We start from the raw sequence: 25,206 nt of genomic DNA, 5'->3' as shown, positions 1-25,206 counted from the left end.
AGAAAGGGGTTGACGCAGCTCACGCGGCGCGGCATAGTTTTCGTATACGATTTCGTACCTGATGGACGCTCGACGACGAGGAGGCCTTCGCTGATGGAAGCCGCACCGATGCAAGAACTCAGCCCGGAGCTGCTGGCACGGACGCGCAAGGTGATCGCGGTCCACATCAATTACCCGACCCGTGCCGCACAGCGTGGCCGCACCCCGGAGCAGCCCTCATACTTCCTCAAGCCGGCGTCGTCCCTGTCGCTCGGTTCCGCGGAAAATCCCGGCACCGTGGAGCGTCCGGCGGGCTGCGAACTCCTGGGCTACGAAGGCGAAATCGCCCTCATTATCGGCAAGAATGCCCGCCGCGTCAGCCCGGATGATGCCTGGGGCCACGTTGAATGGATCACCGCCAGCAACGACCTCGGCGTCTACGACCTCCGCTACGCGGACAAAGGCTCCAACCTCCGCTCCAAGGGCGGGGACGGATTCACCCCGGTGGGTCCGGCACTCATCCCGGCCGCCGCCGTCGACCCCGCCGCGCTGCGGATCCGCACCTGGCACAACGGCGGGCTCGTCCAGGACGACACCACAGCGGACCTGCTCTTCCCCTTCGCCCGCCTCGTTGCGGACCTCTCCCAGCTGCTCACGCTGGAACCTGGCGACATCATCCTCACCGGCACCCCGGCCGGCGCGTCCGTCGCGGTGCCGGGGGACGTCGTCGAGGTCGAAGTCAGCAGCGGCGACCTCAGCAGCGGCCGGCTGGCCACCGCCGTCGTGGAAGGCACGACGCCGTTCGCCGCCTTTGGTGCGCAGCCCAAGTCCGATGACACGCAGCGGGAGGAGGCGTACGGTTCGCGCGAAGCCGCCGGACTGGCGCCGGCTTCCAAGCCGGGGCTCGATCCGGAGTTGAAGAAGAAGCTGGAGTCGGTCGCCACGGCCACCCTGTCCAGCCAGCTGCGCAAGCGCGGGCTGAACAACGTCAGCATCGACGGGCTGCAGGCCACCCGCCCGGACCGCCGCGTCGTCGGCCTGGCCCGGACGCTGCGCTACGTGCCCAACCGCGAGGACCTGTTCAAGTCCCACGGCGGCGGCTTCAACGCCCAGAAGCGCGCCGTCGAGTCCATCAACGACGGCGAAATCCTGGTCATGGAGGCCCGCGGCGAAAAGGGCACCGGTACGGTGGGGGACATTCTGGCCCTGCGCGCCCAGGTGCGCGGCGCCGCGGCGATCATCACCGACGGCGGCGTGCGGGACTACTCGGCCGTCGCCGGACTGGAGATCCCCACCTACTTCGCCAGCCGGCACCCCGCGGTGCTCGGCCGCCGCCACGTCCCGTGGGACACCGACATCACCATCGCCTGCGGCGGTACCACCGTGCAGCCGGGCGACATCATCGTGGCCGATTCGGACGGCATCCTGGTGATCCCGCCGGGAATCGCCGCCGAACTGGCGGACGAATGCATCGCCCAGGAACGCGAGGAAGAGTTCATTTTCAAGATGGTGGAGCAGGGCCACAGCGTGGACGGGCTCTTCCCGATGAACGCCGAATGGCGCGCCAAGTACGAGGAATGGGGCAAAGACAATGACTGAAACCGTCACCGGCAGCAAGTCCGAGCAGGCCTATGCCGCGGTGAAGGCCCGGATCGTGGACGGCGCCTACTCTCCGGGCTACCGGCTGGTGCTGGCCAAGATCGCCGAGGACCTGGGGTTCAGCGTGGTTCCCGTCCGGGAGGCCATTCGCCGGCTCGAAGCCGAGGGCCTGGTGACCTTCGAACGGAACGTCGGCGCCACCGTGTCCGGGATCGACCCCACCGAGTACCTGTACACGATGCAGACCCTGAGCATCATCGAAGGAGCGGCCACCGCGCTGTCCGCACCGCTGATCGGCGCCGCGGACATCGCTAGGGCGCGTGCAGTGAACGCGGAGATGCGGGATTGCCTGGAGCACTTCGACCCCGTCCGCTTCACCCGGCTCAACCAGGACTTCCACAGCGTCCTGTTCGAACGCTGCCCCAACCCGCACATCCTGGACCTCGTCCACCGCGGCTGGAACCGGCTCGCCTCGCTGCGCTCCTCCACGTTCCGCTTCGTGCCCGGCCGGGCCCGCGGCTCCGTGGACGAACACGAGGCGCTCCTCCGGCTCATCGAGGCCGGGGCCGACGCCGACACCATCGAAAAAGCCGCCCGCCAGCACCGCGCCGCCACCTTGGACGCGTACCTCTCCCAAGCCACCTAGAAGCAAGCAACGCGGGGTCAGTTACGGCCCATGTCAGGCCTGATTATGGGCCGTAAGTGACCCCGCGTTGGATGAAAGGAAAACAACAATGACGTTTGCAGCCCCTGAAACCAGCACCCACTACGTTCCCGAGAACCTGCCCACCCACATCCGGCACTACATCAACGGCGAGTTCGTCGACTCCGTGTCCGGCAAGACCTTCGACGTCCTGGATCCGGTCTCCAACACGAACTACGCCACGGCTGCGGCAGGCCAGAAGGAAGACATTGACCTCGCCGTCGCCGCCGCCCGCGAAGCGTTCGTCAACGGACCGTGGCCGAAGATGAAACCGCGCGAACGCGCCCGCGTCTTGAACAAGATCGCCGACGCCGTCGAGGCCCAGGAAGCCCGCCTCGCCGAACTCGAAACCTTCGATACCGGCCTGCCGATCACCCAGGCCAAGGGCCAGGCCCTCCGCGCCGCGGAAAACTTCCGCTTCTTCGCGGACCTGATCGTGGCCCAGTTCGACGACGCCATGAAGGTACCCGGCGCCCAGATCAACTACGTGAACCGCAAGCCGATCGGCGTCGCCGGGCTCATCACCCCGTGGAACACCCCGTTCATGCTCGAGTCCTGGAAGCTCGCCCCGGCCCTGGCCACCGGCAACACCGTGGTGTTGAAGCCGGCCGAGTTCACGCCGTTGTCGGCCTCGCTGTGGGCGCAGATTTTCAAGGACGCCGGCCTGCCCGACGGCGTGTTCAACCTGGTCAACGGCCTGGGCGAAGAAGCCGGCGACGCCCTCGTGAAGCACCCGGACGTGCCGCTGATCTCCTTCACCGGCGAGACCACCACGGGCCAGACGATCTTCCGCAACGCCGCGGCCAACCTCAAGGGCCTGTCCATGGAGCTCGGCGGCAAATCCCCGTGCGTGGTGTTCGCCGACGCCGACATCGACGCCGCGATCGACTCCGCCCTGTTCGGTGTCTTCTCCCTCAACGGCGAACGCTGCACCGCCGGCTCCCGGATCTTGGTGGAACGCCCCATCTACGACGAGTTCTGCGAAAAGTACGCCGCGCGCGCCAAGAACATCGCGGTGGGCGACCCGCACGACCCCAAGACCCAGGTGGGCGCCCTGGTCCACCCGGAGCACTACGAGAAGGTGGCCTCCTACGTGGAGATCGGTAAGTCCGAGGGCCGGCTCCTGGCCGGCGGCGGCCGCCCCGAGCACCTCCCGGAAGGCAACTACATCGCACCCACGGTGTTTGCCGACGTCGCGCCTGACGCGCGGATCTTCCAGGAGGAGATCTTCGGTCCGGTCGTCGCGATCACCCCGTTCGAGAACGACGACGAAGCCCTCGCCCTGGCGAACAACACCAAGTACGGCCTGGCGGCCTACATCTGGACCCAGAACCTCACCCGGGCCCACAACTTCTCGCAGAACGTCGAGGCCGGCATGGTGTGGCTCAACAGCCACAACGTCCGCGACCTGCGCACACCGTTCGGCGGCGTCAAGGCCTCCGGCCTCGGCCACGAAGGCGGCTACCGCTCCATCGACTTCTATACCGACCAGCAGGCCGTGCACATCACCCTCGGCTCGGTGCACACGCCCAAGTTCGGCGCCTAACCCCGCCCGGCCCGCGCCTAACCCCGGTGCCCGCCCAACTAGCTCGCATTAGATGTCGTTTTGGAGCCTCATAACGACAACAACTGCGAGTCAGTTGGGCCGGGGCTCCCAAACAGACCCCTTTCAACGAAGAGAGACCATCATGAACAACCCCTTCACCGGCCCTATCCCGACGCCGACAGTCCCGGCCCCGGACATCGTCCGCTGCGCCTACCTCGAACTCGTGGTCACCGATCTAGCCAAGTCCCGCGCGTTCTACGTGGACCTGCTGGGCCTGCACGTCACCGAAGAGGACGAGAACACCATCTACCTGCGCTCCTTCGAGGAGTTCATCCACCACAACCTGGTGCTCCGCAAGGGCCCCGTGGCGGCAGCTGCCGCCTTCGCGTACCGTGTCCGCACCCCGGAAGACGTGGACGCCGCAGAGGCCTACTACAAGGAACTGGGCTGCCGGGTGGAACGCCGCAAGGAAGGCTTCACCAAGGGCGTGGGCGACTCCGTCCGCGTCGAGGACCCGCTGGGCTTCCCGTACGAGTTCTTCTACGAGGTGGAGCACGTCGAACGCCTCACCCAGCGCTACGACCTCTACTCCGCCGGAGAACTGGTACGCCTGGACCACTTCAACCAAGTGACCCCGGACGTCCCGCGCGGCCGCAAGTACCTCGAGGACCTCGGCTTCCGCGTTTCGGAAGACATCAAGGATTCTGACGGCGTCACGTACGCCGCGTGGATGCACCGCAAGCAGACCGTGCACGACACCGCCCTGACCGGCGGCAACGGCCCCCGCCTGCACCACATCGCGTTCTCCACGCACGAGAAGCACAACATCATCCAGATCTGCGACAAGATGGGCGCCCTGCGCATCAGCGACCGGATCGAACGCGGCCCCGGCCGGCACGGCGTCTCCAACGCCTTCTACCTGTACATCCTGGACCCGGACGGCCACCGCGTGGAGATCTACACCCAGGACTACTACACCGGCGACCCGGACAACCCCACGGTCACCTGGGACGTGCACGACAACCAGCGCCGCGACTGGTGGGGCAACCCCGTGGTCCCGTCCTGGTACACCGAGGCCTCCCTGGTCCTCGACCTCGACGGCAACCCGCAGCCTGTCATCGAGCGCACCGACGCCTCCGAAATGGCCGTCACCGTCGGCGCCGACGGCTTCTCCTACACCCGCAAGGACAGCACCGGCGAGGCCGCGGAGGGCTTCAAACTGGGCGCTCAGGTCTAGGTTGTTTGACAGGGTTTCCTGAAGGAAGGAACGGCATGCTGGACGCGACAACGATCGAGGCCATAGCGGACGAGTTGGTGGAGGCCGGCCGGAACCGGACCCCGGTTCCGCGGCTGACCGCGCGCTACCCGGAGATGACGGTGGAGGATTCCTACGCCGTGCAGCAGCTCTGGCGGCGCCGGAACGAGGACGCCGGGCGGACGCTGGTGGGCCGGAAGATCGGGCTCACGTCCAAGGCCATGCAGGCGGCCACGGGCATCACCGAACCGGACTACGGCGCCATCTTCGATGACATGGTGCTGGAGACCGGCTGCTCCGTGGAGTGGGACCGCTACACGCACCCCCGGGTGGAGGTGGAGCTGGCGTTCGTGCTGAAGAAGGACCTCACCGGCCCGGGCTGCTCCCTCTTCGACGTCCTGAACGCCACCGACTACGTGGTTCCGGCCCTCGAAATCCTGGACTCCAGGATCGAGATGGAGGGCCGGACCATCGTGGACACCATCGCGGACAACGCCGCCATGGGCGCCATGGTGGTGGGCGGGCGCCCGGTGCGGCCGGACGCCGTCGACCTCCGCTGGGTCTCGGCGATCCTGTACAAGAACCAGACCGTGGAGGAGACCGGCGTCGCGGCCGGCGTGCTGGACCACCCGGCCGCCGGCGTGCACTGGCTGGCCAACAAGATCGCCCCGCACGGCGACGGGCTCAAGGCCGGGGAGATCATCCTGGCCGGGTCCTTCACCCGCCCGCTCTGGGTGTACAAAGGGGACACCGTGCACGCCGACTACGGACCGCTGGGAGCCATCACATGCCGATTCGAGTAGAACCGGACCGCACCTTCGCCGACGCCCTCGCCTCGGCCGGACGGCCGCTCGCCGGGATGTGGGTCTGCTCCGGCAGCCCGCTGGTCGCCGAGATCTGCGCCGGGTCCGGCCTGGACTGGCTGCTGATCGACGCCGAACACAGCCCCAACGGCCTCGAATCGATCCTCGCGCAGCTGCAGGCGGTCCACGGCTACCCTGTCCAGGCCGTGGTGCGCCCGCCAGTCAACGACACCGTGCTCCTCAAGCAGTACCTGGACCTGGGTGTGCAGAACCTGCTCATTCCGATGGTCAATTCGGCCGCGGAGGCCCGTGCCGCCGTCGCCGCCGTCCGCTACCCGCCGCATGGAGTCCGCGGCGTCGGCTCCGCGCTGGCCCGCGCCTCGCGCTGGAACAGGATCCCGGACTACCTCGCCCGGGCTTCGGAGACGGTCAGCGTGACGGTCCAGATCGAATCGACCGCGGCGGTTGCCGCGGTGGAGGAGATCCTGGCGGTCGACGGCGTTGACGCCGTGTTCCTCGGACCCTCCGATCTCGCTGCCTCCATGGGGCTGCTCGGCGAGCAGGAGCACCCGACGGTGCGGGCCGCCGTCGAACATTGCCTCGAAGCCGCCAAAGCGGCCGGCAAGCCCGCCGGCGTCAACGCCTTCAACGAAGCAACGGCGAAGGGATACCTCGACGCCGGCGCCTCCTTCGTGCTGGTGGGCGCCGACGTCGCGATGCTCGCCCGCGGTTCGGAGGCGCTGGCGGCGAAGTTCCTGCCGGAAGGCGCCCAGGAAGGACCCGACGGCGGAACGCGGCCCAGCTACTGAGCCGGGTTATTGGGCAGGGTTACCGAGAGGGCGCGGGGCGCTCGGGTACTGTCGAGTCACTAGGACAGCCTGACAGGGGGAGCTTGAATGAAGCGTCAGTTGGTTTCGGTATTTGCGGCAGCGTTGGGGGCGGCCCTCTTGCTTGGCGGGTGCTCGAATGCGGCAGGAATCAAAGCTCTGGATCGCGCCGCGACGGTTGAAGATACGTTGCCCGGCGGTGTTTCGGCAGAAAGCGATGTCGCCCCGGATGCCACCCGCCTGCTGGCAACCCACGACAGCGTGAAGTACTTCGTCGGAATGAAGGAAGCCGGAGGAGCATGCCTTTTCGTTGTTCCGGAGGCCGACCCCGGGCTTGGATCGGCGGGATGCACGGATTCGCCCACTACCGGCGGCGAGATCCTCAGAGTAGGCGGCCCGGCCTCGCCCACCACACTCGTCACCGACGGCTTCGACTCCAAGAAGCTCGAGTCCGAGGGCTGGACCAGGATCCACGACAATCTGCTCGTCAAGGCAAAGTAGCTACCCGATAATCGGCCGCTCCTCCGGCAAACGGAACAGCCGGGGGCGCGAAGACAGTGCCAGGGACGAGGCCACGGTGATGGTTCCGATGCGCCCCGTGAACATGAGCGCCATTAGCACCCACTGTGCGCTTTCGGGCAGGTGGTAGGTGATGCCTGTGCTCACACCCACCGTGGCGAAGGCGGAGATCGACTCGAACAGCACTTTCTCCAGGCTGTGGTCGGTAAACATCAGCAGCAGCAACGTCCCGCTGATGACGGCGGCGACACCGAGCAACGCCACCGTCAAGGCCTGGCGTTGGACGGACGTGCTGATGGAGCGGTGGGCGATGGTCACCTGTTCGCGGCCCCGGACTTCGTTCCAGATGGCGAAACCGAGCACCAGGAAGGTGGTGACCTTGATGCCGCCGGCGGTGCCCGCGCTGCCGCCGCCGATGAACATCAGGATGTCGGTGACCATGAGGGTGTCCGAGGACGCCACCCCGTAGTCGATGCTGTTGAAGCCGGCCGTCCGCGGGAACACAGTCCCGGCCAGGGCGCCGAGGACTTTGCCGCCGGTGCTGAGGGGGCCCAGGGTTTCCGGCCGGTTCCATTCGAAGGCCGCGAACGCCACGAAGCCAATGACCAGGAGCAGCAGGGTGCCGAAGACCGTGAGCCGGAGATGCACGGTCCAGTCCTTGAGCCGCGTTCCGCTGAGGAGTTGGATGATCACGGGGAAGCCGAGCCCGCCGGCAATGATGGCCAGGCAGATCGGCACCAGGATCCAGGGGTCTTCCGCGAATCCGATCAGGTTGTCGCTGTACAGCGCGAAACCAGCGTTGTTGAACGCGGACACCGCGTGGAAGACGCCGTGCCAGAGCGCCACGCCGGGGTTCTGCTGGTAGGCGAGCCAGAAGCGGACGGACAGCGCGACGGCGGTCGCGGCCTCGATGCTGAGCATGATCCTTGCGACGCGGAACAGCACCGCGCGGACGTCGCCGAAGTTGAGGGTGTGGGTTTCCGATTGTGCCACCAGCTGGCCGCGCAGCCCGAGGCTTTTCCGGACAAGGAGGGCCAGCAGTGTCGCGAGCGTCATGATGCCGAAACCACCCACCTGGATGAGGCCCAGGATCACCACATGGCCGAACGGGGTCCAGAAGGTGGCGGTGTCCACGGTGACCAGGCCGGTGACGCAGACGGCGGACACGGCCGTGAAAAGGGGAGCGAGGCCCGGATCCGCGCCGGGATCCACGCGGGAGAACGGCAACATCAGCAGCCCCGCGCCGATGAGGATCACCAGCAGGAATGCCAAGGGCAGGGAACGGACGGGGTGCAGCAGCGCCCGGGCGATGGCACTTTCTTTTTTCGGGCCGCGTGGTTCCCCCGGGCGCGGCCCATCCCGTAGGCGCTCATCCCGGAGGCGCCCGGATGCCGGCTTCCGTGCTGTCGACATCTGCGCTTCCCTCCGTTGGCACTTCAGCGCAGGTGCCTGTGCGGCGGCCGGCGCTCAGGGAGCGTAACACCGCCCGGATCGGAGGGAACCGGGTCTTAACGAAACCTTTACGCCTCTTTCCGCGCCATGTACCACTCGGTGAACTCGGACGCCCTGCCGTCCGGGGCGAAGCGGATCACCCAGAGGTTGTCGTAGGTGGGCTGGCCGTTGAAATATTTGGTGAGCCCCTGGACGAATGCCAGGTTGCCGTCCTGCCCAAGGAGCGTCCACTCGAAGGCCCAGGCTTTCGGCATGTCCCCGGCATCGATCCAGCCGTCCACGATCTCGATGTGTCCGCGCCACGGCGAATCAGTGTCCGGCCGGGTGGAGTAGACGGCATCCTCGGTGAACAGCGCGCGGATGTCATCGGGGTCGTTCGAAGTCCAGGCAGCGATGTACTTGTCCATCCAGGCGTTGACGTCGTTCATGCTTACGTTGTACGCCCCGCCAGCACGGCCTTCAAGGACCCAGCGCGGCCTTCAAACCTCAGTCCCCGTCGTCCGAGTAGCGCTCAAGCCAGCGGCGGGCCTGCCCGGCGATGCGCCGCTTCTGCGTCGCCAGCTTGTCGGCGGCCTCGGCGGCGCGGGATGCGCGGCGGGCGTCCTGCTCGGCGGTCGCCAGTTCCTCCTCCAGGGACGCGAGGCGTTCCCGGGTCTCCTTCAGCGCCACCTGGAGTTCCCGACGCCGGAAGGTCGCCTCCGCGAGCGACTGTTCCGCCTCCGCGAGGTCGGCTTCCGCCTGGCTGGCCGCGCGCTCTGCGTCCTCGGCCTTGGCCCGCAGGCTTTCGCGGGCGCCCGCATCGCCGTCGTCGGCTTTCACCCGCGGGGCGGCGGGGGCAACAGGCACCGCGCCGCCTTCAACCGCGACCGCGCCGGACAGGTCCACGGCGTCCACGCCGTCGCCCGACAAGCTCCGCACCAGCAGGCCGCTCCGGACAGCTGCTGCGGCATCCATGTCGCCGAGGGCGGCGCGCAGGGTCCCGGTGATCTCGCTCGTGGCGGCGCCGCTCAGCCGCACGCCGAGACCGGCGGCGATGTCATCGGCCTTCCCGACGGCGGCGGCCAGCAGATGGGGGCGTTGCTGTCCGAGTTCCCGCAGCCTTGCAGGATCCAGGTCCGTTTGCGCGTCCCGCAGCGCGCTCCCTAGCCCGAGCAGCTCACCCAGTTCCGCGGCGCCGCTGCGTGCCAGCATGTTGACCGCCCAGGCGGCCGCCGAAGGCTTCGGGAGCCGGCCGATCAGCGCCGCCAGCCCGGCGTCGCCGGCGGCCTTCGCCTCCTTCACGCGCGCGCCGCGGGCGGCGATGAACTCGGCGGGCAGCAGCGCGTACAGTTCCGCGGCCACCGTGCTCAGCTCCATGCGGGCATCTTAGCGGCACGGGCCGACGGCCGGAACGACGCCGGAGGGTTCAGTCCTGCTGCAGGGTCTGGGTCAGGTGGTGGGCGGGGATCCGGTCACGGTCGTAGGTGATCTCCGTGTAGCCGTGCGGCTGCGGGGTGCCGTCCTCGCCGAGGTTCACGAACACGAGTTCCTCGATGGTCAGGATGCTGCGGCGGGTGATCATATTCCGCACCTCGGCACGCATGGTCAGGGACGTGCGACCGAAGCGGGTGGCCGTGATGCCCAGCTCGATCAGGTCGCCCTGCACGGCCGAGCTCACGAAGTTGATCTCGGAGATGTACTTGGTGACGGCCCGGCCGTTGCCCAGCTGGATGATCGCGTAGATCGCCGCTTCCTCGTCGATCCATTTCAGCAGGCTTCCACCGAACAGCGTTCCGTTGGCGTTCAAGTCCTCCGGGCGGACCCATTTGCGGGTCCGGAACGTGATGTCTGCTTTTTCCATAGGGCGAGATTAGCCGAGCCGGACGGGGAACACCCGTGGCCGGCCGATTTTGCGCAGAAGATTAAGACATCAGGCCATGGCCGTGTGCGCGGCGCTGTGGGAATCGAGGGCCTTCGAATAGCACTGGGACTCACTGACGCCGATGTACGGCCCGAAATTGGGGACCGGTTCGAAGCCGGAGTTTTCATAGAAGCTTCGTCCGTCCGTCTGCGCCGAACCCGCCTCCGCCGTGATCACCTGGAAACCGCGGGAATGCGCCAGGCCTTCCAGGCTGGCCAGGATGGAGCTGGCCACCCGGGACCCGCGGGCGTAGGGCACTACGTACAGGCGCTTGATCTCCACCGTGTGGTCGTCCACGATGCGCAGCCCGCCGCAGCCCAGCGGCTGTCCGGAACACTTCTCGTATGCCACCACGAAGACCGCTGTGTCGGCCTCCGACGGCGCCGGGCCGGGTTCGTGATCGGACGTGCCGAAACGGGAATCCAGTTCAGACTGCTGGGCCGCGCGGAGGTCTGCGCCCACGGGGTTTGTCCAGCTGACCTGACGGATGTTGAGCCGCGGGTTGGTCTGCATCGCTACCTCATTTCGCCGGAGGGGTTATGCAAATCAAGCCTACGAAGCGGCGGTTACCGCCGTGTTTCCTGGGCGTAAGGGTCCGGAGAACTGCCGACGGCCCGGATCCGCGGGGCTGGGCGGGTGCCCCGCTATACCGCTTCGCCGGTGGGGTCCTCCGCCGTCGGATCGGCAAGGGCCAGGCCGCCCACGGGGATGCTGTCCCAGTGCAGGACGCTCCAGCCCGAGTCCGGGTCGCCCTCGAGCACCACGATTCCGGTGTTGGGCAGTTGGTGGGTTTCGGCGAAGAGGGTGTCGATGTCCTCGGCCCGGCGACCCGCCCAGCAACGGATGGCGGCGCCGTGGCTGACGATCACTGCCGTCGCATGACCGGCGGCGGCCACCTTGTTCACGGAGGCGTCGAAGCGTTCGAAGAAGTCGTGGCCGGTGAACGCGCCCGGCATGCGCACCTCCAGGTTGCCGTCACTCCAGGCAAAGACGGTGCCCATGTACCGCATGTGCGATTCGTGGTCCGTCTTCTTCTCCAGGGACCCGGCTTCGATCTCGTGGACGCCGTCCAGGACGACCGGTTCCAGGCCGAGCGCCCTGGCCAGCGGTGCGGCGGTGACCTGGGTCCGCAGCAGGGTTGAGGTGTAGATCGCCTCGATGGCTTCATCCGCCAGGGCCTCGGGCAGCGCGGCGGCCTGGCGCTCGCCGAGTTCGGTCAGCCCGGGGCCGGGAAACGCGGTGTCCAGCTGGCCCAGGACGTTGCCGGGAGTCTGGCCGTGACGGATAAGCAAAAGCCTCATGCTGGCACCTTACTAGCCGGGCCGGACATTCTGGCGGAAAACAGGGGAGCGGGCTCGAGCGGGGCATGACGCCCGTCCAAACGGAAACGGCGACGGCGGGCCGGGACGCCCCGTGAGTGGGGCTGTGTCCCGGCCCGCCGTCGTCGTGATTTCAGTGAACGGATGCGGCCTGCGCGGCGTCCGGCCGGATCCTACTTGAGGTGGTCCACCAGTTCGTCCGCGATGCCGGTGTAGCCGCCGGGGGTGAGGGCCAGGAGGCGGGCTTCGGCGTCGGCCGAGAGGCCCAGCCCGGAGACGAATTCCTGCATGCGGGCTGCGTCAACGCGGTGTCCGCGGGTGAGGTCCTTCAGGCGCTCGTAGGGGTTTTCCATGCCTGCGACGCCGGCGATGGCCTCGGCGCGCATCACCATCTGGATGGCTTCGCCCAGGACTTCCCAGTTGGTGTCGAGGTCGCCGGCGAGGACGTCCCCGGCGACGTCGAGCGCCTTCAGGCCCTTGGCGACGTTCGAAATGGCCAGCAGGGAGTGGCCGAATGCCACGCCGATGTTGCGCTGCGAGGAGGAGTCCGTGAGGTCGCGCTGCCAGCGGGAGGTGACCAGGGTGGCGGCGAGCGTGTCCAGCAGGCCGTTGGAGATTTCCAGGTTCGCTTCGGCGTTCTCGAAGCGGATCGGGTTGACCTTGTGCGGCATGGTGGACGAACCCGTGGCGCCGGCGACAGGAATCTGGCGGAAGTAGCCGATGGAGATGTAGCTCCAGATGTCCGTGCAGACGTTGTGCAGGATCCGGTTGAAGCGCGCGATGTCGGAGTACAGCTCGGCCTGCCAGTCGTGGCTTTCGATCTGCGTGGTGAGCGGGTTCCACGTGAGGCCCAGGCCCTCGACGAAGGACTTGGACACGGACTGCCAGTCGGCGCCCGGAACGGAGGCGACGTGCGCGGCGTAGGTGCCGGTGGCGCCGTTGATCTTGCCCAGGTATTCGGTCTTCGCGACGCGGTCCAGCTGGCGGCTGAGACGGTACGCGATCACGGCCAGTTCCTTGCCCAGCGTGGTGGGGGTGGCCGGCTGTCCGTGCGTGCGCGAAAGCATCGGCACGGCACGGTTTTCCTCGGCCATGGCTTCGATCTGCTGCACCAGCGCGCGGGCGGCCGGCAGCCAGACGTCCTCCACGGCGCCCTTGACGCCCAGGGCGTAGGAAAGGTTGTTGATGTCCTCGGAGGTGCAGCCGAAGTGCACCATCGCGGTCAGGTTCTCGATGCCGATGGCCGGGAGGCGGCGGCTGATGTAGTACTCGACGGCCTTGACGTCGTGCACGGTGACGGCTTCGATCTCGGCCAGTTCGGCCACGGCGGCGGCATCGAACTCGGTGACGATGCCGCGCAGCTTGTCCTGCTGTTCGGCGGTCAGGGGGCCCGCGCCGGGCAGCACGCTGTTGCTGGTCAGGTGGATGAGCCATTCGACCTCGACGGCCACGCGGTCGCGGTTGAGGGCGGCCTCAGACAGGTAATCGACCAGCGGTGCGATGGCGGACTGGTAACGGCCGTCCAGGGGGCCGAGGGCAATCTTCTCCGGCGACGCGGCAAGGGCCAGGCGTCCGGAGGGCGTACGGGTAACAGCGGCGGCGGTTTCAGGCATGGGCCAATTCTTTCATGAACTGCGGCGGGCGCCTTAAGCGGACCCTGCTATGTGAATACCGCCGTGGCCCGTCCTCCACAGCACCCCTGCGGGCCGGTTGTCCACATAGCGCCCGACGGCGGTTCCGCGCCCCGGGTGCGCGCCGTAGCTTCGGTGCATCAGGCGGGCAGCCCGGTGCCCGTACCGCGCTGGAAGACAGGAGCTGAACATGGCCAACACCTTGGTTGCGGCGGATACCCCGTTTGATCCGGGGCATTGGGTCCCACAGGGCGTCGACGCCCGGCAACTCGCCACACGGATGGCCCGGTGTGCGGATGAAGCGGATGCCGCGCTATCCCAGCTTGGCCAGGTGCAGATGAGGCAATGGCAGTCGCCGGCTGGCCGGGCCTACAGGAAAGTCGTGGCCGTCCACGTGGCAGAGCTGCGGAAGGCACGCGATGCCTTGCGCGAGGCCTCTGCGACAGTGCTGCAGCAGGCGGCGAAGGCGTCGGCTGCTGCAGGAGCGGGCTACTGATGTCCGCCATGCGCATGCAGGACGGTGACGTGCTCAGGCCCGTCGACCCGCCGGCGGACGAGGTCTTGAAGGTCCGTGGCGGTGTTGGCGGAATCAGTTTCCAGTTTGAGGAGCTCCTGGCCGGAGCCAACGCCTTGGACGGCGTGGTCCGGACACTGGACACCGTTGTCATGGAAGCCGAGACGGTCCGCCAGGAACTCTTCGTTGCCGAACTGCGCACCCTGACCACCGGCGGCCCGGCAATCGTCACCGTCGGCGACGGTGTACAGGCTGCCTCCCGCATCCGTGACGCGATCCGGGCAACCGCGGAACAGGTCCGGGCGAGCCACCGCGAGTATGAGTACACCGAGTCATGGAATGCCATCGCCACGCGCGTGGGGTTGCTGCACCCACCCCTGCTGGAGGCGAACATGCTGTTCGTCGGGGCAAAGCCAGGAACCCACTATGGAGACCGGGACCGCGTTGAACATCTTGTGGCGCAGCTTCCCCTCATCGCGGGATCCCTTTCACTGCCGACGGCCTTTACTGCCCCGGTGACTGCCGCCGTGGCCGGCCAGACGGATGTCCGGGCCATCCTCCTGGCCATCGTGGCCGTGCCCGGATTGGGGTACCTGAAACCGCGGCCCGTTGCAGCGCGGAAGGTGGAAACCACGGATGAAACCGTCGATTTGTCCCTCGCGGCCCTGCTGCGCCGCAACGAGGATCTGCATGCCGCAGGGAAGGGGGAGATCGCAGTCATCAAAGTGGAACGCCCGGACAAGGGGATCGCCTGGGTGGTGCTCATTCCCGGGACGCAAAAGGGAGAGCCGCCGGGCGGGAGCAACCCCATCGACGAAGGCGGCATCGTCGACGCCCTCGGCTACAACTCCGCCCATCTCACCCCTGCCATCCAGGAGGCATTGCGGGAGGCAGGCGCCAAGCCCGGACAGGAGGTCGTGGCGGTCGGTCACAGCCAGGGCGGCGTCCACGCGATGAACCTCGCGGCCAACAAGGCCTTCCTGGCCGAATACGACCTCAAGTACGTCTTCACGGCCGGATCCCCGGTGGGCGGGGTCACTCCCGGGCCCGGGATCAGCAGCCTCCATCTGGAGCACACCCAAGACCTCGTTCCGGGGTATGACGGCGTCCCGAACGCCGACACGAAGGACCGGGTGACGGTGACGCTCGACAACTTTGTTGAGACACCGGCGGGCGAAGATCCCGGCCTCGGCCCGGGGCACCGATTGGAGACCTACGCGGAGGGCGCGGAACGGGTCGCCGCGAGCCGCGACCCGTCCTTGGTGGCTTCCGCTGCCGTCGTGGCGGGCGCGCTCGGGACGGCCGGGCGCACCACCCAGGTCCCCGCCAAGGTGACAAGGTTCAAGCTCACACGCGAGGCAATGCCCGCACCGACGCCACAGCCCCCGGTTCCGGGAAAACCGCTCCGAGGCCGGTTGGCGGTGAGGCCGTAGATGGCGGTGAGGTCAAGTATGGTCAGCGGCGGCGGGCTCCGGGGATCCAGCCGGCAACCATCGAAATCACGCTGATGATGATCGCGGCCAGGATGGCCGTCCAGAAGAAGGAATCGATGGTCAGGTGCACCGGCGTGTAGCTGCTCATCAACGCGGTGAGGTACAGCATCGCCGCGTTGATGATGATCGTGAAAAGGCCCAACGTCAGGATGGTGATCGGCAGGGACAGCAGCTTCACGAGGGGGCGGACAAAGGCGTTGACCACTCCGAAAATCAGGCCGATGAACAGGTAGGCAAGAACGATCCCCAGAGTGTCGGCGCCCTGGGTGATGCCGGCATTGTTCACGGCGTTGCTGGTGGCCGTGGTGGAAATATCCAGGCCGGGAAGAATCCAGCCGGCCACCCAGAGGGCCAGGCCATTGATCAGGACACGGACGATGAATGCACCCATGCGCCCATGCTTTCACACAGTGCTTCAAGGAGTGTCCATGCGGGCCCGAAAATGCCGACCAGTAGGCTTGGAACCATGACTTCTGCTGACATGGCACAGGAGGGCGTCCGGGCCCGACCGGTGGTCGACAGCCTTCCCAAATACGCCGCCGGGAAACCGCCTGTGGCAATTGAGGGGTTGACCAGCTACAAGCTGTCTTCGAACGAGAACCCGCTGCCTCCGATTCCCGCGGTGCTGGAGGCAATTGCCGATCAGAGCGACATCAACCGCTACCCCGATCCCCTCGCCACCAAGCTGCGGGGCGCGCTCGCGGACTTCCTCGGTGTCCCGGCTGACGACGTCGTCACCGGCGCCGGGAGCCTCGGCGCCCTGAACCAGATCCTCGCCGCCTTCGCCGGGCAGAACGCCGACGGCAAGGCAGACGAAGTGATTTATGCCTGGCGGTCCTTCGAGGCCTATCCCATCTGTGTCGGACTGGCAGGTGCGGAAAGCGTCAGGATTCCGCTGCTGCCCGACGGCCGGCACGATCTTGACGCGATGGCCGCCGCCGTCACCGTGCGCACCAAGGTCATCCTGCTCTGCACGCCGAACAACCCCACCGGACCCATCCTCACCGCCGAGGAAACGGAACGGTTCATCCAGTCCGTCCCGCCCGGCGTCGTCGTCGTCATTGACGAGGCCTACCAGGAGTTCGTCCGCGACGCGGACGCCGTGGACGGCATCAAGCTCTACCGGAAGTACCCGAACGTTGTCGTCCTCCGGACGTTCTCCAAGGCGCACGGCCTCGCCGGGCTCCGTGTGGGCTACAGCGTCGCAGGCCCGGACATCACCCAGCACCTCCGTGTGGCCGCCACGCCGTTCGCGGTCTCGCAGATCGCCGAACGCGCCGCCGTCACGTCCCTGGCGCACTTCGACGACGTGGTGGAGCGGGTGCAGGGCCTGGTCGACGAACGCGAACGCGTTGTGGCGGGCCTGCGGGAGCTTGGCTGGTTTGTCCCGGAGGCACAGGGAAACTTCGTCTGGCTCAACCTGGGCGAGCACAGCGCCGGGTTCGCGGAGCTTGCCGGGGAGCGTGCCTTGTCGGTCCGTGCCTTCGCGAACGAGGGCGTCCGTGTCAGCATCGGAGAGGTCGAAGCGAACACCCGGTTCCTGGAACTCTGTGCCGTTTATACAAATGCGCCGCGGCCTTTGTAGGGGTTAACAAATGTCCTTGGGTCCCTTACTGAGGATAAAGTTAGGGACGCAAGCCAAATATTCCATTTGAGGAATGCATTCCCCAAATGGAATATATCAGCGAAAAATGCTCAGCGTCGGCTGCGGCAAGGCAAAGGAGACGGAATGGGCTCAACCCAATTGCCCACCCCCCGGATCAACGGGACCGGACAGCAGTTCCCTGAGGGAACGGAGTCCGGCGACCCCGCAACGGGGATGGTCCAATTGCTCGGGCCGGATGGCACGCTCGGCACGGATCCCGTGTTTTCGGACTACGCCAAGCGCCTGGAACCGGAGCAGCTGCGCGGGTTCTACGCGGACATGGCCAAGATCCGCCGCTTCGACCAGGAAGCCACGGCCCTGCAGCGCCAGGGCGAACTGGCCCTGTGGGTTCCCCTCACCGGCCAGGAAGCCGCGCAGATCGGCTCCGGCCGGGCCAGCCAGCCGCAGGACTACATCTTCCCCACCTACCGGGAGCACGGCGTCGCCCTGACCCGGAACGTTGACCTCTCCGAGCTGCTGAAGCTCTTCCGCGGCATCTCCAACGGCGGCTGGGACCCGACCGAGAACAACTTCCACCTGTACACCCTGGTGCTCGCCGCCCAGATGCCGCATTCCGTGGGCTACGCCATGGGCATCCAGCGGGACCAGAAGCTCGCCGAAGCCGCCGGATCCAACGATCCCAAGGCAGCCGTGCTGGCCTACTTCGGCGACGGCGCCAGCTCCGAAGGCGATGTCCACGAATCCATGGTGTTCGCGGCCTCGTACGACGCCCCTGTCGTCTTCTTCTGCCAGAACAACCACTGGGCCATCTCGGTTCCCACCGAGGTCCAGACCAAGATTCCCCTCTTCAACCGGGCCAAGGGCTACGGTTTCCCGGGCATCCGGGTGGACGGCAACGACGTCATCGCCGTTCACGCCGTCACCGAATGGGCGCTTGAGCACGCACGTGAGGGCCGCGGCCCCGTGCTGATCGAAGCCCACACCTACCGCGTCGGCGCGCACACCACTGCCGACGATCCCACCAAGTACCGCCAGTCCGCCGAAGAGGCCGAGTGGCGCAGCAAGGACCCCCTGGACCGCCTCGAAAAGTACCTCCGTGCCGAAGGCCTGGCCGACGACGCCTTCTTCGACCAGGTCAAGCAGGACGGGAACGAACTGGCGGCCTATGTCCGCAGCACCGCCCTGGCCCTGCAGGCGCCCGACATCCACGACGCCTTCGCCGGGGTCTACGCCGAACCGCACCCCCTGGTCGCGGAAGAACAGGCGTGGTTCACGCAATACGAAGCAGGTTTCGAAAGCGAAGAGGAGGCCGGTCACTGATGGCCACCATGACCGTTGCCAAGGCCATCAACGAAGGCCTCCGCGCAACCCTCAACCACAACGCCAAGTCCCTGCTCATGGGCGAGGACATCGGCGCCCTCGGCGGCGTCTACCGCGTCACCGACGGGCTCCTCAAGGACTTCGGCCCGGACCGCGTGGTGGACAGCCCGCTCGCCGAATCCGGCATCGTCGGCACCGCGATCGGCCTGGCCCTGCGTGGCTACCGCCCTATCTGCGAGATCCAGTTCGACGGCTTCGTCTTCCCGGCGTTCAACCAGATCACCACCCAGCTGGCCAAGATGCACTTCCGCAGCAGCGGCAAGCTCACCGTGCCCGTGGTCATCCGCATCCCCTACGGCGGCGGCATCGGCTCGATCGAGCACCACTCCGAATCGCCGGAAGCCCTCTTCGCGCACACCGCCGGCCTGCGGATCATCACCCCGTCCAACGCCCACGACGCCTACTGGATGATCCAGCAGGCCGTCGAATGCACGGACCCCGTGATCTTCTTCGAACCCAAGCGCCGCTACTGGCTCAAGGGCGAGGTCGACACCGAGAACCCGGGCCCGGCGTCGGATCCCTTCAAGGCGCACGTCCTGCGTGAAGGCAGCGATGCCACGATCGTGGCGTATGGCCCGCTGGTGCCTGTGGCCCTCGCGGCTGCCACCGCGGCAGCCGAGGACGGGCACAGCATCGAGGTCATCGACCTGCGCTCGATCTCGCCGATCGACTTCGACACCGTCGAAGCGTCCGTGCGCAAGACCGGACGCTTGATCGTGGCCCACGAGGCTCCCACGTTCGGCGGCATCGGCGGCGAAATCGCGTCCCGGATCAGCGAACGCGCGTTCCTGCACCTCGAGGCCCCCGTCATCCGCGTGGGCGGCTTCCACATGCCCTACCCCGTGGCCAAGGTGGAGGAGGACTACTTGCCGGACATCGACAAGATCCTCGAAGCCCTGGACCGTTCGCTGGCCTACTAGCCGCTCCTGCCTGCGCCGCGCCCTGCCGGGCCGCCTGCTGAAACGTAAGGACCGAAGTGACTGTAAAGAAATTCAACCTCCCGGATGTCGGAGAAGGCCTGACCGAGGCCGAGATCGTCTCCTGGAAGGTCAAACCGGGCGACGCCGTGGCCATCAACGATGTCATCTGCGAGATCGAGACGGCCAAGTCCCTCGTCGAGCTCCCGTCGCCGTACGCCGGCACGGTGTCCGAGCTCCTCGTGGCCGAGGGCATCACCGTGGAGGTCGGAACGCCCATCATCGGCATCTCCGACGGGGCCGCCGCGCCCGCCGGTGAGGCGCCCGCGCCGGCTGCTCCCGCCGTCGTCGAACCCTCAGTGGTTGAGGCGCCGATGTACGGCAAGCTTTCCGAAGACGCGCCCGACGGCGGTGCCTCCGACGCCGGCCCGGCCGGCGGTCCGCTGGTTGGCTCCGGTCCGAAGGCCGACGCCGTCAAGCGGCGGCCGCGCCGGAACGCCCCGTCGGCGCCTGCACAGTCCGTTGCGGTTCCGTCGGCGCCGGCGGCTCCCGCCGCCGTCGAGCCCCCCGCTCCCGTGCCGCCCGCTCCAGCCCCCGCAGTACCAGCCCAGGCTCCTGCTGCCGCGGGCCGCGGCGGTGCCTTGGGTGCGACAGTCAGCGACATCGTCAGCCGCGTGCTGGCCAAGCCTCCGGTGCGGAAGATCGCACGGGACCTCGGCATCGACCTCGCCGACGTCACCGCGACCGGCGCCCGCGGCGAGGTGACCCGCGAGGACCTGGTCAGCTACCAGGCCCAGCGCGACGCCGAACTGGACCAGGCCGACTCCTTCTGGGGCGCTTCCCGCAAGCCGCAGGACCAGCGCATGGAGCGGATCCCGGTCAAGGGCGTCCGCAAGGCCACCGCCAAGGCCATGGTGGACTCCGCGTTCACCGCGCCGCACGTGAGCATCTTCGTGGATGTCGACGCGAGCCGCACCATGGAATTCGTCAAGCGGCTGAAGGCCTCCCGTGACTTCGAAGGCATCAAGGTGTCGCCTCTGCTGATCCTCGCCAAGGCCGTCATCTGGGCCGCCGCCCGCAACCCCAGCGTCAATGCCAGCTGGGTGGAGGACGCGGACGGCAAGGGCGGCGCTGAAATCCAGGTCAAGCACTTCATGAACCTCGGCATCGCGGCCGCCACCCCGCGCGGCCTCATGGTGCCGAACATCAAGGACGCCCAGGACCTCTCCCTCAAGGAGCTCGCCCTGGCCCTGAACGAACTCGCCACCACGGCCCGCGCCGGCAAGACCCAGCCCGCGCAGATGCAGGGCGGCACCCTCACCATCACCAACATCGGCGCCCTCGGCATCGACACGGGAACGCCCATCATCAACCCGGGCGAGGTGGCGATCGTCGCCTTCGGCACCATCAAGCAGAAGCCCTGGGTTCTCGACGGCGAAGTCATTCCGCGCTGGATCACCACCTTGGGCGGGTCCTTCGACCACCGCGTGGTCGACGGCGATCTGTCCGCCCGCTTCATGGCCGACGTCGCCGCCATCCTCGAAGAGCCGGCGCTGCTGCTGGACTAGTGCGCGGCTCCGGGCCCCGGAAGGGGCCTTAAGCGACAAGAGCCCGACGGCGCCATCCGGCGCGGTCGGGCTCTTCTGCATACTGGGCCCGCGTTGTCAGCGGGCCGGCAGGATCAGTACATGGAGGTTGAGTAGGAGAGCTGGGCCAGCTGCTCGTCGCTCATGTTGCCGGTCAGCGCGATGGACACGGCTGCGGCCAGGAGGCCGATGGCCAGCATCATTGCCGAACCCAGGACCAGGGCGCGCCAGTCCGAACGCAGCACGCTACGGAGGTTTTCCGGCATCTCGAGCAGCGGGGAAATGAGGTTCGGGGCGCTGTCCGTGGTTCCGTCGTTGAGGACGGCGACGACGCGGTCGTTGCTGCGGTCCAAACGCATGGAGCTGATGTGGTTTCCGTGGCGGGCAAGGAGGATGTCGTGGCCGACGCGCTGGCGCTGCAGAGTAAGCAAGATGAGGTCCTGGAGGTCGTTTGTGATGGGCGGCTCGCGCCGTCGGGGGCCTTCCCCAATTTTATCGGCGGGGCCCTTACGGACCGGCCGGTAACGGGGTGAGAACGCCCACCAGGCGGCGTGATTCCCGTCAAGGGTGGCAGTGTGGCGCGTCATACCGGTGCCGCGGCAGGACCTCCCCGCGGCAAGGCAAGAGCCGGCCGGTTCCCGGTTTTCACCAGGGAACCGGCCGGCTCCGTAACCTGCCCGATGGCCTGCCTTAGGCGGGTTCGTCCGTCTTGGCGATGTAGACGTCGCAGGGGGCGTTGTGCGCCACCGTGTTCGCCACGCTGCCGAGGATGCGGCCGAGGCCCTGCATGCGGCGGTTTCCAACCACGATCAGCTGGGCGTCCACGCGCTCGGCTTCCTTGACGAGGGCCTCGCCGGCCTTGCCGCGGATGGCGCCGAAGCTGGTCTGCAGCTGCGCGGAGGCGAGTTCGCCGGCGATGGTGCGGGCAACCTTTTCCGCGGCGTCCGCATCGGAGAGGACCCACTTGTCGGCGCCGCTTTCGACGATTTCAACGCGGTCGCTTTCAAATGCCGTGACGACGCGCAGCTCGGCTTCGAGTGCCGTTGCCAGCCGCCTGGCCGACTCGGCCGCCCGACGTGCCGTTTCGCTTCCGTCGACGCCGACGAGGACTACACCGCTCATAGATCTGCTCCTTTGCTGGACCTTTTTTCAATTGCTTCCGTGAGTACGTTCGAGAGTCTCCGGACGCCTTCGGCAATAGTATCGGGAGGCACGGCGCTGAACGCCAAACGCAGCTTGTTGGATGGACCGTCCGACGGCGTGAAGGCCGCACCGGGGATGAACACGACGCCCGCATCGATCGCCTTCTGGAGCAGCGGATAGGTGTCAACACCCTGGGGCAGCGTCACCCAGACGAAGAAGCCGCCGTCGGGCCGCGTCCAGCTCAGGCCCTCGGGCATGTACTCATCCAGTGCGGAGAGCAGGGCCGCGCAGCGCTCCTCGTAGAGCGCTCGATACGTTTCGATCTGGCCGCGCCAGTCATAATCGCGCAGGTAGGCCGAGATGAGCATCTGGTTCAGCGTCGGCGGGCACAGCGTCACGGCCTCGGAGGCCAGGTAGAAGCGCCGCTGCAGGTGCTCCGGCACAAGGGCCCAGCCGATGCGGAGTCCTGGTGCGAAGATCTTCGAGAACGAACCCATGTAGATGACGTCGTGGGCGTTTTGGGCCCGCATCGGCGCCAGCGGCTTGCCGTCGAAGCGCAGCAGGCCGTACGGGTTGTCCTCCAGCACCAGAATATTCGCCTTGCGGCATATATCGACGATCCGCTGGCGGCGCTCGGCGGCGAGGGTGATCCCCGAGGGGTTGTTGAAGTTGGGGATCGTGTAGAGGAACTTGATGTTCTTGCCCTGCGCCTGCAACTCGGCGATCCGGGATTCGAGGATCTCCGGGACCAGGCCGTCGCCGTCCATCTCCACCGTTTCGACCTGGACCTGGTAGGCCTCGAAAGTGTTCAGGGCGCCAACGTAGGTGGGGTTTTCCGCGAGGACCACGTCGCCCGGATCGCAGAAGACCTTGGTGGCGACGTCCTGCGCGGACTGGGAGCCTGCCGTGATGACCACGTTCTCCGGCCGGGCGTCGGTGATGCCTTCGGCCGCCATGATCTCGCAGATCTGGGTGCGCAGTTCGGCGGTGCCCTGGCCGCCGCCGTACTGCAGTGCGGTCATGCCCTCCGCGGCGATGATCTGCGCTGCGGTCTGCCCGAGCTTTTCGAGGGGCAGGGACTGAAGGTAGGGGTTTCCGCCTGCAAGGGACACCAGGCCCGGCCGCATGGAGATGTCGAAGACGTCCCGTACGGCTGACTGCTTGATGTTGGCGGCGCGCTCCGAGAAGAGTTCCTCGTGGCGGTGGGCTGCGGTGGCAGCCCTCTCGATGGCATCGATCGCTTCGGCGGGCAACTCCGGCCCGGCGTCCAGTGTTTCGTGGGTCACAGTGAACAGGATACTCCCCAGAGTTGCCAATTGGGCAACAGATGTTTCTTTACTGTCCGTTCGGCGGCCGACGCCGGTGTGAATGTCGGTGCCCCGGCGTAGCTTTGGCACAAGGGCAGTTTGAGGGGCGGGTGCAGTTTGAGGGCGGTCGCAGGACAAGGCGCAGGATGGTGGGCTGGTGAAACGAAGCGTGCAGTTCTGGCGGATCGACCAGATGAGCGGCGAGGGGCTGTTCCGGCCGTTTCCCGCGCGCCGGGTGGCCGAGGTGCTGCGGGAGGCTGAGGACGACGGCGTCGACCGCCACTTCCGCTGCGCCGACGGAACCGTCCTGCTCGCCCAGGCGGCCGCCGTCGCGCCCTTTCCGGTGCTGCTGCTGGACCGGGTGCGCGGCGGGAACCTGCCGAGCGTGGGGGACAGTGCGGGGCGCCGGAAAGCGCTGCCGCTCGACGCCGGCGACCACCTCCTGGAGACCACCTACTTCGCCTTCCTGAAACGGAACGTGCTGGCGGTGCTGGGCAGCGGCAACGGCCCGCGGGCGGCGCGGCTCGGGGAGTATCTTGGCGGGATGCTCGGGCTGGAGCCAGGCCTTGTTCCTGTTGTCCGCGAAGATGTGGAGGACATCCTGGAACGCCTGGACGTCAGCCGCTTCGAGTTTTCGCTGCCGGCCGGGCGCCTGTCCGGGACATCCATGGGCGGCGAATGGGCGGACGTGCTGGACAGCGCCTCGCGCCTCATGAGCGAAGGCACGTTCCGGGTATCCCTCAGCGTCGGCCGCAGCGGCAGCGCGCGGGACAAACAGCGGATCCGGGAACGCATCCAGCACCTGATCGAGGTGTTCCGGCGGGCCGGATCCATGGAGCAGTTCGACCACGTGGTGGCCGAAGGCAAGAACTCCGTCAGCGGCGACCGGGAGGTGGTGGACCTGCTCAAGGAACGGTTCATTTCCTACGTGGACGTCGACGCCGACGCCTTCAACGATCCGGCCCGCGCCGCGGCCGAAGCGGTGGAAATCCTGCGCAATCAGGCGCAGAATCACGAAGAGTTCTTCGCCAGGACTTTGCCGGAGGTGACTGGAATGCCTGACAACTCCGTGGTGCCCCGCTTGGCTGCGGCGACTGCAATGGAACAGGCAACCGCGGGAGAACAGGCAGCGGCTGGAGAACATGCCTTGGCGGGAGGTGCTGCGCGGTGAGCCTGTACAACGTCGAGATCGGCCACCCTCGCCGAGGCGCCGCGTGGCGCTGGTTCCTGCAGCATCCCCGCGCGGACCTGCTGTGGGCGGCGGTGGCGGTGGGCGCCTGGCTTGCGGCGTCCGCGGCCTGGGCGCAGCCGTTCATGATCGAAGGCGTCGCCGAAGACTCGCGCCGCACCCTTTTCCAGACCCTGGCCACCCTGTCCGGCGCCGTGGCCGGCCTGATCCTGAGCAGCGTTTCCATGCTGGTGAACGTGCTGGGCAAGAAGGCACCGCCGGGGCAGCGGGCCCTGCCCCTGGAGCGGCTTGCGCCGGACCACCGGCGGCAGATCGGCGAAGCGTTCCTTTCCGTCATCCCGGTGTTGGCCGCCCTCCTGGTGGCAGCGTTGGCGGCAATCCTGGTGGAGGGCGACGGCGTCACCGGCGTCTGGCCCATTGAGGCGGTGGTGTTCGGGCTCGGCTTCGCCGCGGCGCTCGGGCTGGTGCGGATGGCCTGGGCCTTGCGGCGCCTGATCGCGATCGCCACGTCATGAGCAGCCGCCCCCCGGACAGCCGT

The 25,206-nt window shown here is 67.4% G+C and carries 26 protein-coding genes; 15 read left to right on the top strand and 11 right to left on the bottom strand.

Features of this window, described 5'->3' with window-relative positions; translation table 11 throughout:
• Positions 1–93: 93 nt before the first annotated feature.
• From D3654_RS04675 to D3654_RS04645, 7 genes are all read left to right on the top strand, one after another.
• Complete coding sequence (locus D3654_RS04675; RefSeq protein WP_425359392.1) at positions 94–1,578, top strand: fumarylacetoacetate hydrolase family protein; 1,485 nt, start codon at positions 94–96, stop codon at positions 1,576–1,578.
• On the top strand, positions 1,571–2,224 hold the full coding sequence (locus D3654_RS04670) for a GntR family transcriptional regulator (RefSeq protein ID WP_120520351.1): 654 nt from the start codon (positions 1,571–1,573) through the stop codon (positions 2,222–2,224). Before D3654_RS04675 ends, D3654_RS04670 begins: the two co-directional genes overlap by 8 nt.
• An 88-nt stretch (positions 2,225–2,312) precedes the next feature.
• Positions 2,313–3,827 (top strand): 5-carboxymethyl-2-hydroxymuconate semialdehyde dehydrogenase, encoded by a 1,515-nt coding sequence (gene hpaE, locus D3654_RS04665; RefSeq protein WP_120520350.1) that lies wholly within the window; start codon positions 2,313–2,315, stop codon positions 3,825–3,827.
• A 142-nt stretch (positions 3,828–3,969) separates the two neighbouring features.
• Positions 3,970–5,064: a 3,4-dihydroxyphenylacetate 2,3-dioxygenase gene (hpaD, locus tag D3654_RS04660; RefSeq protein WP_120520349.1), complete on the top strand. Its 1,095-nt coding sequence runs from the start codon at positions 3,970–3,972 to the stop codon at positions 5,062–5,064.
• A gap of 35 nt (positions 5,065–5,099) precedes the next feature.
• Complete coding sequence (gene hpaH, locus D3654_RS04655; RefSeq protein WP_120520348.1) at positions 5,100–5,885, top strand: 2-oxo-hept-4-ene-1,7-dioate hydratase; 786 nt, start codon at positions 5,100–5,102, stop codon at positions 5,883–5,885.
• Positions 5,870–6,694, top strand: coding sequence for an aldolase/citrate lyase family protein (locus D3654_RS04650; protein ID WP_120520347.1), 825 nt, complete (start codon positions 5,870–5,872; stop codon positions 6,692–6,694). The genes hpaH and D3654_RS04650 overlap by 16 nt, the downstream gene beginning before the upstream one ends.
• An 87-nt stretch (positions 6,695–6,781) precedes the next feature.
• Positions 6,782–7,213, top strand: coding sequence for a hypothetical protein (locus D3654_RS04645; RefSeq protein WP_162943614.1), 432 nt, complete (start codon positions 6,782–6,784; stop codon positions 7,211–7,213).
• Here D3654_RS04645 and D3654_RS04640 read toward each other — a convergent pair whose 3' ends face one another.
• The 7 genes from D3654_RS04640 to purB form a co-directional block, all read right to left on the bottom strand.
• Positions 7,214–8,644, bottom strand: coding sequence for a TrkH family potassium uptake protein (locus D3654_RS04640; protein ID WP_120520345.1), 1,431 nt, complete (start codon positions 8,642–8,644; stop codon positions 7,214–7,216).
• Between the two features lie 107 nt (positions 8,645–8,751).
• Complete coding sequence (locus tag D3654_RS04635) at positions 8,752–9,111, bottom strand: nuclear transport factor 2 family protein (protein ID WP_162943613.1); 360 nt, start codon at positions 9,109–9,111, stop codon at positions 8,752–8,754.
• 58 nt (positions 9,112–9,169) lie between these two features.
• Positions 9,170–10,039 carry a transposase gene (locus D3654_RS04630; RefSeq protein WP_120520344.1) on the bottom strand — a complete coding sequence of 290 codons (870 nt, stop codon included), beginning with the start codon at positions 10,037–10,039 and terminating at the stop codon, positions 9,170–9,172.
• 49 nt (positions 10,040–10,088) lie between these two features.
• Positions 10,089–10,523, bottom strand: a complete 435-nt coding sequence (locus tag D3654_RS04625; RefSeq protein WP_074588923.1) for an acyl-CoA thioesterase — start codon at positions 10,521–10,523, stop codon at positions 10,089–10,091.
• 69 nt (positions 10,524–10,592) lie between these two features.
• Entirely contained in the window at positions 10,593–11,096 is a 504-nt protein-coding gene (locus D3654_RS04620) for a GNAT family N-acetyltransferase (RefSeq protein ID WP_120520343.1), read from the bottom strand.
• A 131-nt stretch (positions 11,097–11,227) separates the two neighbouring features.
• Positions 11,228–11,884, bottom strand: coding sequence for a histidine phosphatase family protein (locus tag D3654_RS04615; RefSeq protein WP_120520342.1), 657 nt, complete (start codon positions 11,882–11,884; stop codon positions 11,228–11,230).
• Positions 11,885–12,075: 191 nt separating this feature from the next.
• Positions 12,076–13,515 (bottom strand): adenylosuccinate lyase, encoded by a 1,440-nt coding sequence (gene purB / locus D3654_RS04610; protein ID WP_120520341.1) that lies wholly within the window; start codon positions 13,513–13,515, stop codon positions 12,076–12,078.
• Positions 13,516–13,723: 208 nt separating this feature from the next.
• Between purB and D3654_RS04605 the strand changes: the two genes are divergently transcribed.
• Positions 13,724–14,029, top strand: a complete 306-nt coding sequence (locus D3654_RS04605; protein WP_120520340.1) for a hypothetical protein — start codon at positions 13,724–13,726, stop codon at positions 14,027–14,029.
• Positions 14,029–15,480 carry an alpha/beta hydrolase family protein gene (locus D3654_RS04600; RefSeq protein WP_120520339.1) on the top strand — a complete coding sequence of 484 codons (1,452 nt, stop codon included), beginning with the start codon at positions 14,029–14,031 and terminating at the stop codon, positions 15,478–15,480. Before D3654_RS04605 ends, D3654_RS04600 begins: the two co-directional genes overlap by 1 nt.
• A gap of 22 nt (positions 15,481–15,502) precedes the next feature.
• On the opposite strand, the gene D3654_RS04595 is transcribed toward D3654_RS04600, so the two are convergent.
• Positions 15,503–15,931: a phage holin family protein gene (locus D3654_RS04595; protein ID WP_120520338.1), complete on the bottom strand. Its 429-nt coding sequence runs from the start codon at positions 15,929–15,931 to the stop codon at positions 15,503–15,505.
• Positions 15,932–16,006: 75 nt separating this feature from the next.
• On the opposite strand from D3654_RS04595, the gene D3654_RS04590 reads away from it, so the two are divergent.
• From D3654_RS04590 to D3654_RS04575, 4 genes are all read left to right on the top strand, one after another.
• Complete coding sequence (locus D3654_RS04590) at positions 16,007–17,125, top strand: histidinol-phosphate transaminase (RefSeq protein WP_245413087.1); 1,119 nt, start codon at positions 16,007–16,009, stop codon at positions 17,123–17,125.
• Between the two features lie 144 nt (positions 17,126–17,269).
• Entirely contained in the window at positions 17,270–18,466 is a 1,197-nt protein-coding gene (pdhA, locus tag D3654_RS04585) for a pyruvate dehydrogenase (acetyl-transferring) E1 component subunit alpha (RefSeq protein WP_120520336.1), read from the top strand.
• The gene (locus tag D3654_RS04580) at positions 18,466–19,446 is read left to right on the top strand and encodes an alpha-ketoacid dehydrogenase subunit beta (protein WP_120520335.1); all 981 of its coding nucleotides are present in this window, start codon (positions 18,466–18,468) and stop codon (positions 19,444–19,446) included. Before pdhA ends, D3654_RS04580 begins: the two co-directional genes overlap by 1 nt.
• 56 nt (positions 19,447–19,502) lie before the next feature.
• Positions 19,503–21,011, top strand: a complete 1,509-nt coding sequence (locus tag D3654_RS04575) for a dihydrolipoamide acetyltransferase family protein (RefSeq protein ID WP_120520334.1) — start codon at positions 19,503–19,505, stop codon at positions 21,009–21,011.
• Positions 21,012–21,124: 113 nt separating this feature from the next.
• Here D3654_RS04575 and D3654_RS04570 read toward each other — a convergent pair whose 3' ends face one another.
• The 3 genes from D3654_RS04570 to D3654_RS04560 all read right to left on the bottom strand — a co-directional run bounded on the left by D3654_RS04570 (position 21,125) and on the right by D3654_RS04560 (position 23,458).
• Complete coding sequence (locus D3654_RS04570; protein WP_120520333.1) at positions 21,125–21,460, bottom strand: hypothetical protein; 336 nt, start codon at positions 21,458–21,460, stop codon at positions 21,125–21,127.
• Positions 21,461–21,719: 259 nt separating this feature from the next.
• The gene (locus D3654_RS04565) at positions 21,720–22,151 is read right to left on the bottom strand and encodes a universal stress protein (RefSeq protein WP_120520332.1); all 432 of its coding nucleotides are present in this window, start codon (positions 22,149–22,151) and stop codon (positions 21,720–21,722) included.
• Positions 22,148–23,458 carry an aminotransferase-like domain-containing protein gene (locus D3654_RS04560; protein ID WP_120520383.1) on the bottom strand — a complete coding sequence of 437 codons (1,311 nt, stop codon included), beginning with the start codon at positions 23,456–23,458 and terminating at the stop codon, positions 22,148–22,150. The genes D3654_RS04565 and D3654_RS04560 overlap by 4 nt, the downstream gene beginning before the upstream one ends.
• A 178-nt stretch (positions 23,459–23,636) precedes the next feature.
• On the opposite strand from D3654_RS04560, the gene D3654_RS04555 reads away from it, so the two are divergent.
• Together D3654_RS04555 and D3654_RS04550 are read left to right on the top strand one after the other, a co-directional pair.
• Complete coding sequence (locus D3654_RS04555) at positions 23,637–24,650, top strand: hypothetical protein (RefSeq protein WP_245413086.1); 1,014 nt, start codon at positions 23,637–23,639, stop codon at positions 24,648–24,650.
• Positions 24,647–25,183 carry a hypothetical protein gene (locus tag D3654_RS04550; RefSeq protein ID WP_120520331.1) on the top strand — a complete coding sequence of 179 codons (537 nt, stop codon included), beginning with the start codon at positions 24,647–24,649 and terminating at the stop codon, positions 25,181–25,183. Before D3654_RS04555 ends, D3654_RS04550 begins: the two co-directional genes overlap by 4 nt.
• The last annotated feature ends 23 nt before the right edge of the window (positions 25,184–25,206 follow it).

The organism is Arthrobacter celericrescens, from assembly GCF_003614925.1.
Lineage (GTDB): Bacteria > Actinomycetota > Actinomycetes > Actinomycetales > Micrococcaceae > Arthrobacter > Arthrobacter celericrescens.
This window is presented reverse-complemented; position numbering and strand designations above follow the sequence as displayed.

Coding starts and splice junctions, on each gene's coding strand:
- D3654_RS04675 (WP_425359392.1), top strand. CDS start 94: ATGGAAGCCGCACCGATGCAAGAACTCAGCCCGGAGCTGCTGGCACGG.
- D3654_RS04670 (WP_120520351.1), top strand. CDS start 1,571: ATGACTGAAACCGTCACCGGCAGCAAGTCCGAGCAGGCCTATGCCGCG.
- hpaE (WP_120520350.1), top strand. CDS start 2,313: ATGACGTTTGCAGCCCCTGAAACCAGCACCCACTACGTTCCCGAGAAC.
- hpaD (WP_120520349.1), top strand. CDS start 3,970: ATGAACAACCCCTTCACCGGCCCTATCCCGACGCCGACAGTCCCGGCC.
- hpaH (WP_120520348.1), top strand. CDS start 5,100: ATGCTGGACGCGACAACGATCGAGGCCATAGCGGACGAGTTGGTGGAG.
- D3654_RS04650 (WP_120520347.1), top strand. CDS start 5,870: ATGCCGATTCGAGTAGAACCGGACCGCACCTTCGCCGACGCCCTCGCC.
- D3654_RS04645 (WP_162943614.1), top strand. CDS start 6,782: ATGAAGCGTCAGTTGGTTTCGGTATTTGCGGCAGCGTTGGGGGCGGCC.
- D3654_RS04640 (WP_120520345.1), bottom strand. CDS start 8,644: ATGTCGACAGCACGGAAGCCGGCATCCGGGCGCCTCCGGGATGAGCGC.
- D3654_RS04635 (WP_162943613.1), bottom strand. CDS start 9,111: ATGAACGACGTCAACGCCTGGATGGACAAGTACATCGCTGCCTGGACT.
- D3654_RS04630 (WP_120520344.1), bottom strand. CDS start 10,039: ATGGAGCTGAGCACGGTGGCCGCGGAACTGTACGCGCTGCTGCCCGCC.
- D3654_RS04625 (WP_074588923.1), bottom strand. CDS start 10,523: ATGGAAAAAGCAGACATCACGTTCCGGACCCGCAAATGGGTCCGCCCG.
- D3654_RS04620 (WP_120520343.1), bottom strand. CDS start 11,096: ATGCAGACCAACCCGCGGCTCAACATCCGTCAGGTCAGCTGGACAAAC.
- D3654_RS04615 (WP_120520342.1), bottom strand. CDS start 11,884: ATGAGGCTTTTGCTTATCCGTCACGGCCAGACTCCCGGCAACGTCCTG.
- purB (WP_120520341.1), bottom strand. CDS start 13,515: ATGCCTGAAACCGCCGCCGCTGTTACCCGTACGCCCTCCGGACGCCTG.
- D3654_RS04605 (WP_120520340.1), top strand. CDS start 13,724: ATGGCCAACACCTTGGTTGCGGCGGATACCCCGTTTGATCCGGGGCAT.
- D3654_RS04600 (WP_120520339.1), top strand. CDS start 14,029: ATGTCCGCCATGCGCATGCAGGACGGTGACGTGCTCAGGCCCGTCGAC.
- D3654_RS04595 (WP_120520338.1), bottom strand. CDS start 15,931: ATGGGTGCATTCATCGTCCGTGTCCTGATCAATGGCCTGGCCCTCTGG.
- D3654_RS04590 (WP_245413087.1), top strand. CDS start 16,007: ATGACTTCTGCTGACATGGCACAGGAGGGCGTCCGGGCCCGACCGGTG.
- pdhA (WP_120520336.1), top strand. CDS start 17,270: ATGGGCTCAACCCAATTGCCCACCCCCCGGATCAACGGGACCGGACAG.
- D3654_RS04580 (WP_120520335.1), top strand. CDS start 18,466: ATGGCCACCATGACCGTTGCCAAGGCCATCAACGAAGGCCTCCGCGCA.
- D3654_RS04565 (WP_120520332.1), bottom strand. CDS start 22,151: ATGAGCGGTGTAGTCCTCGTCGGCGTCGACGGAAGCGAAACGGCACGT.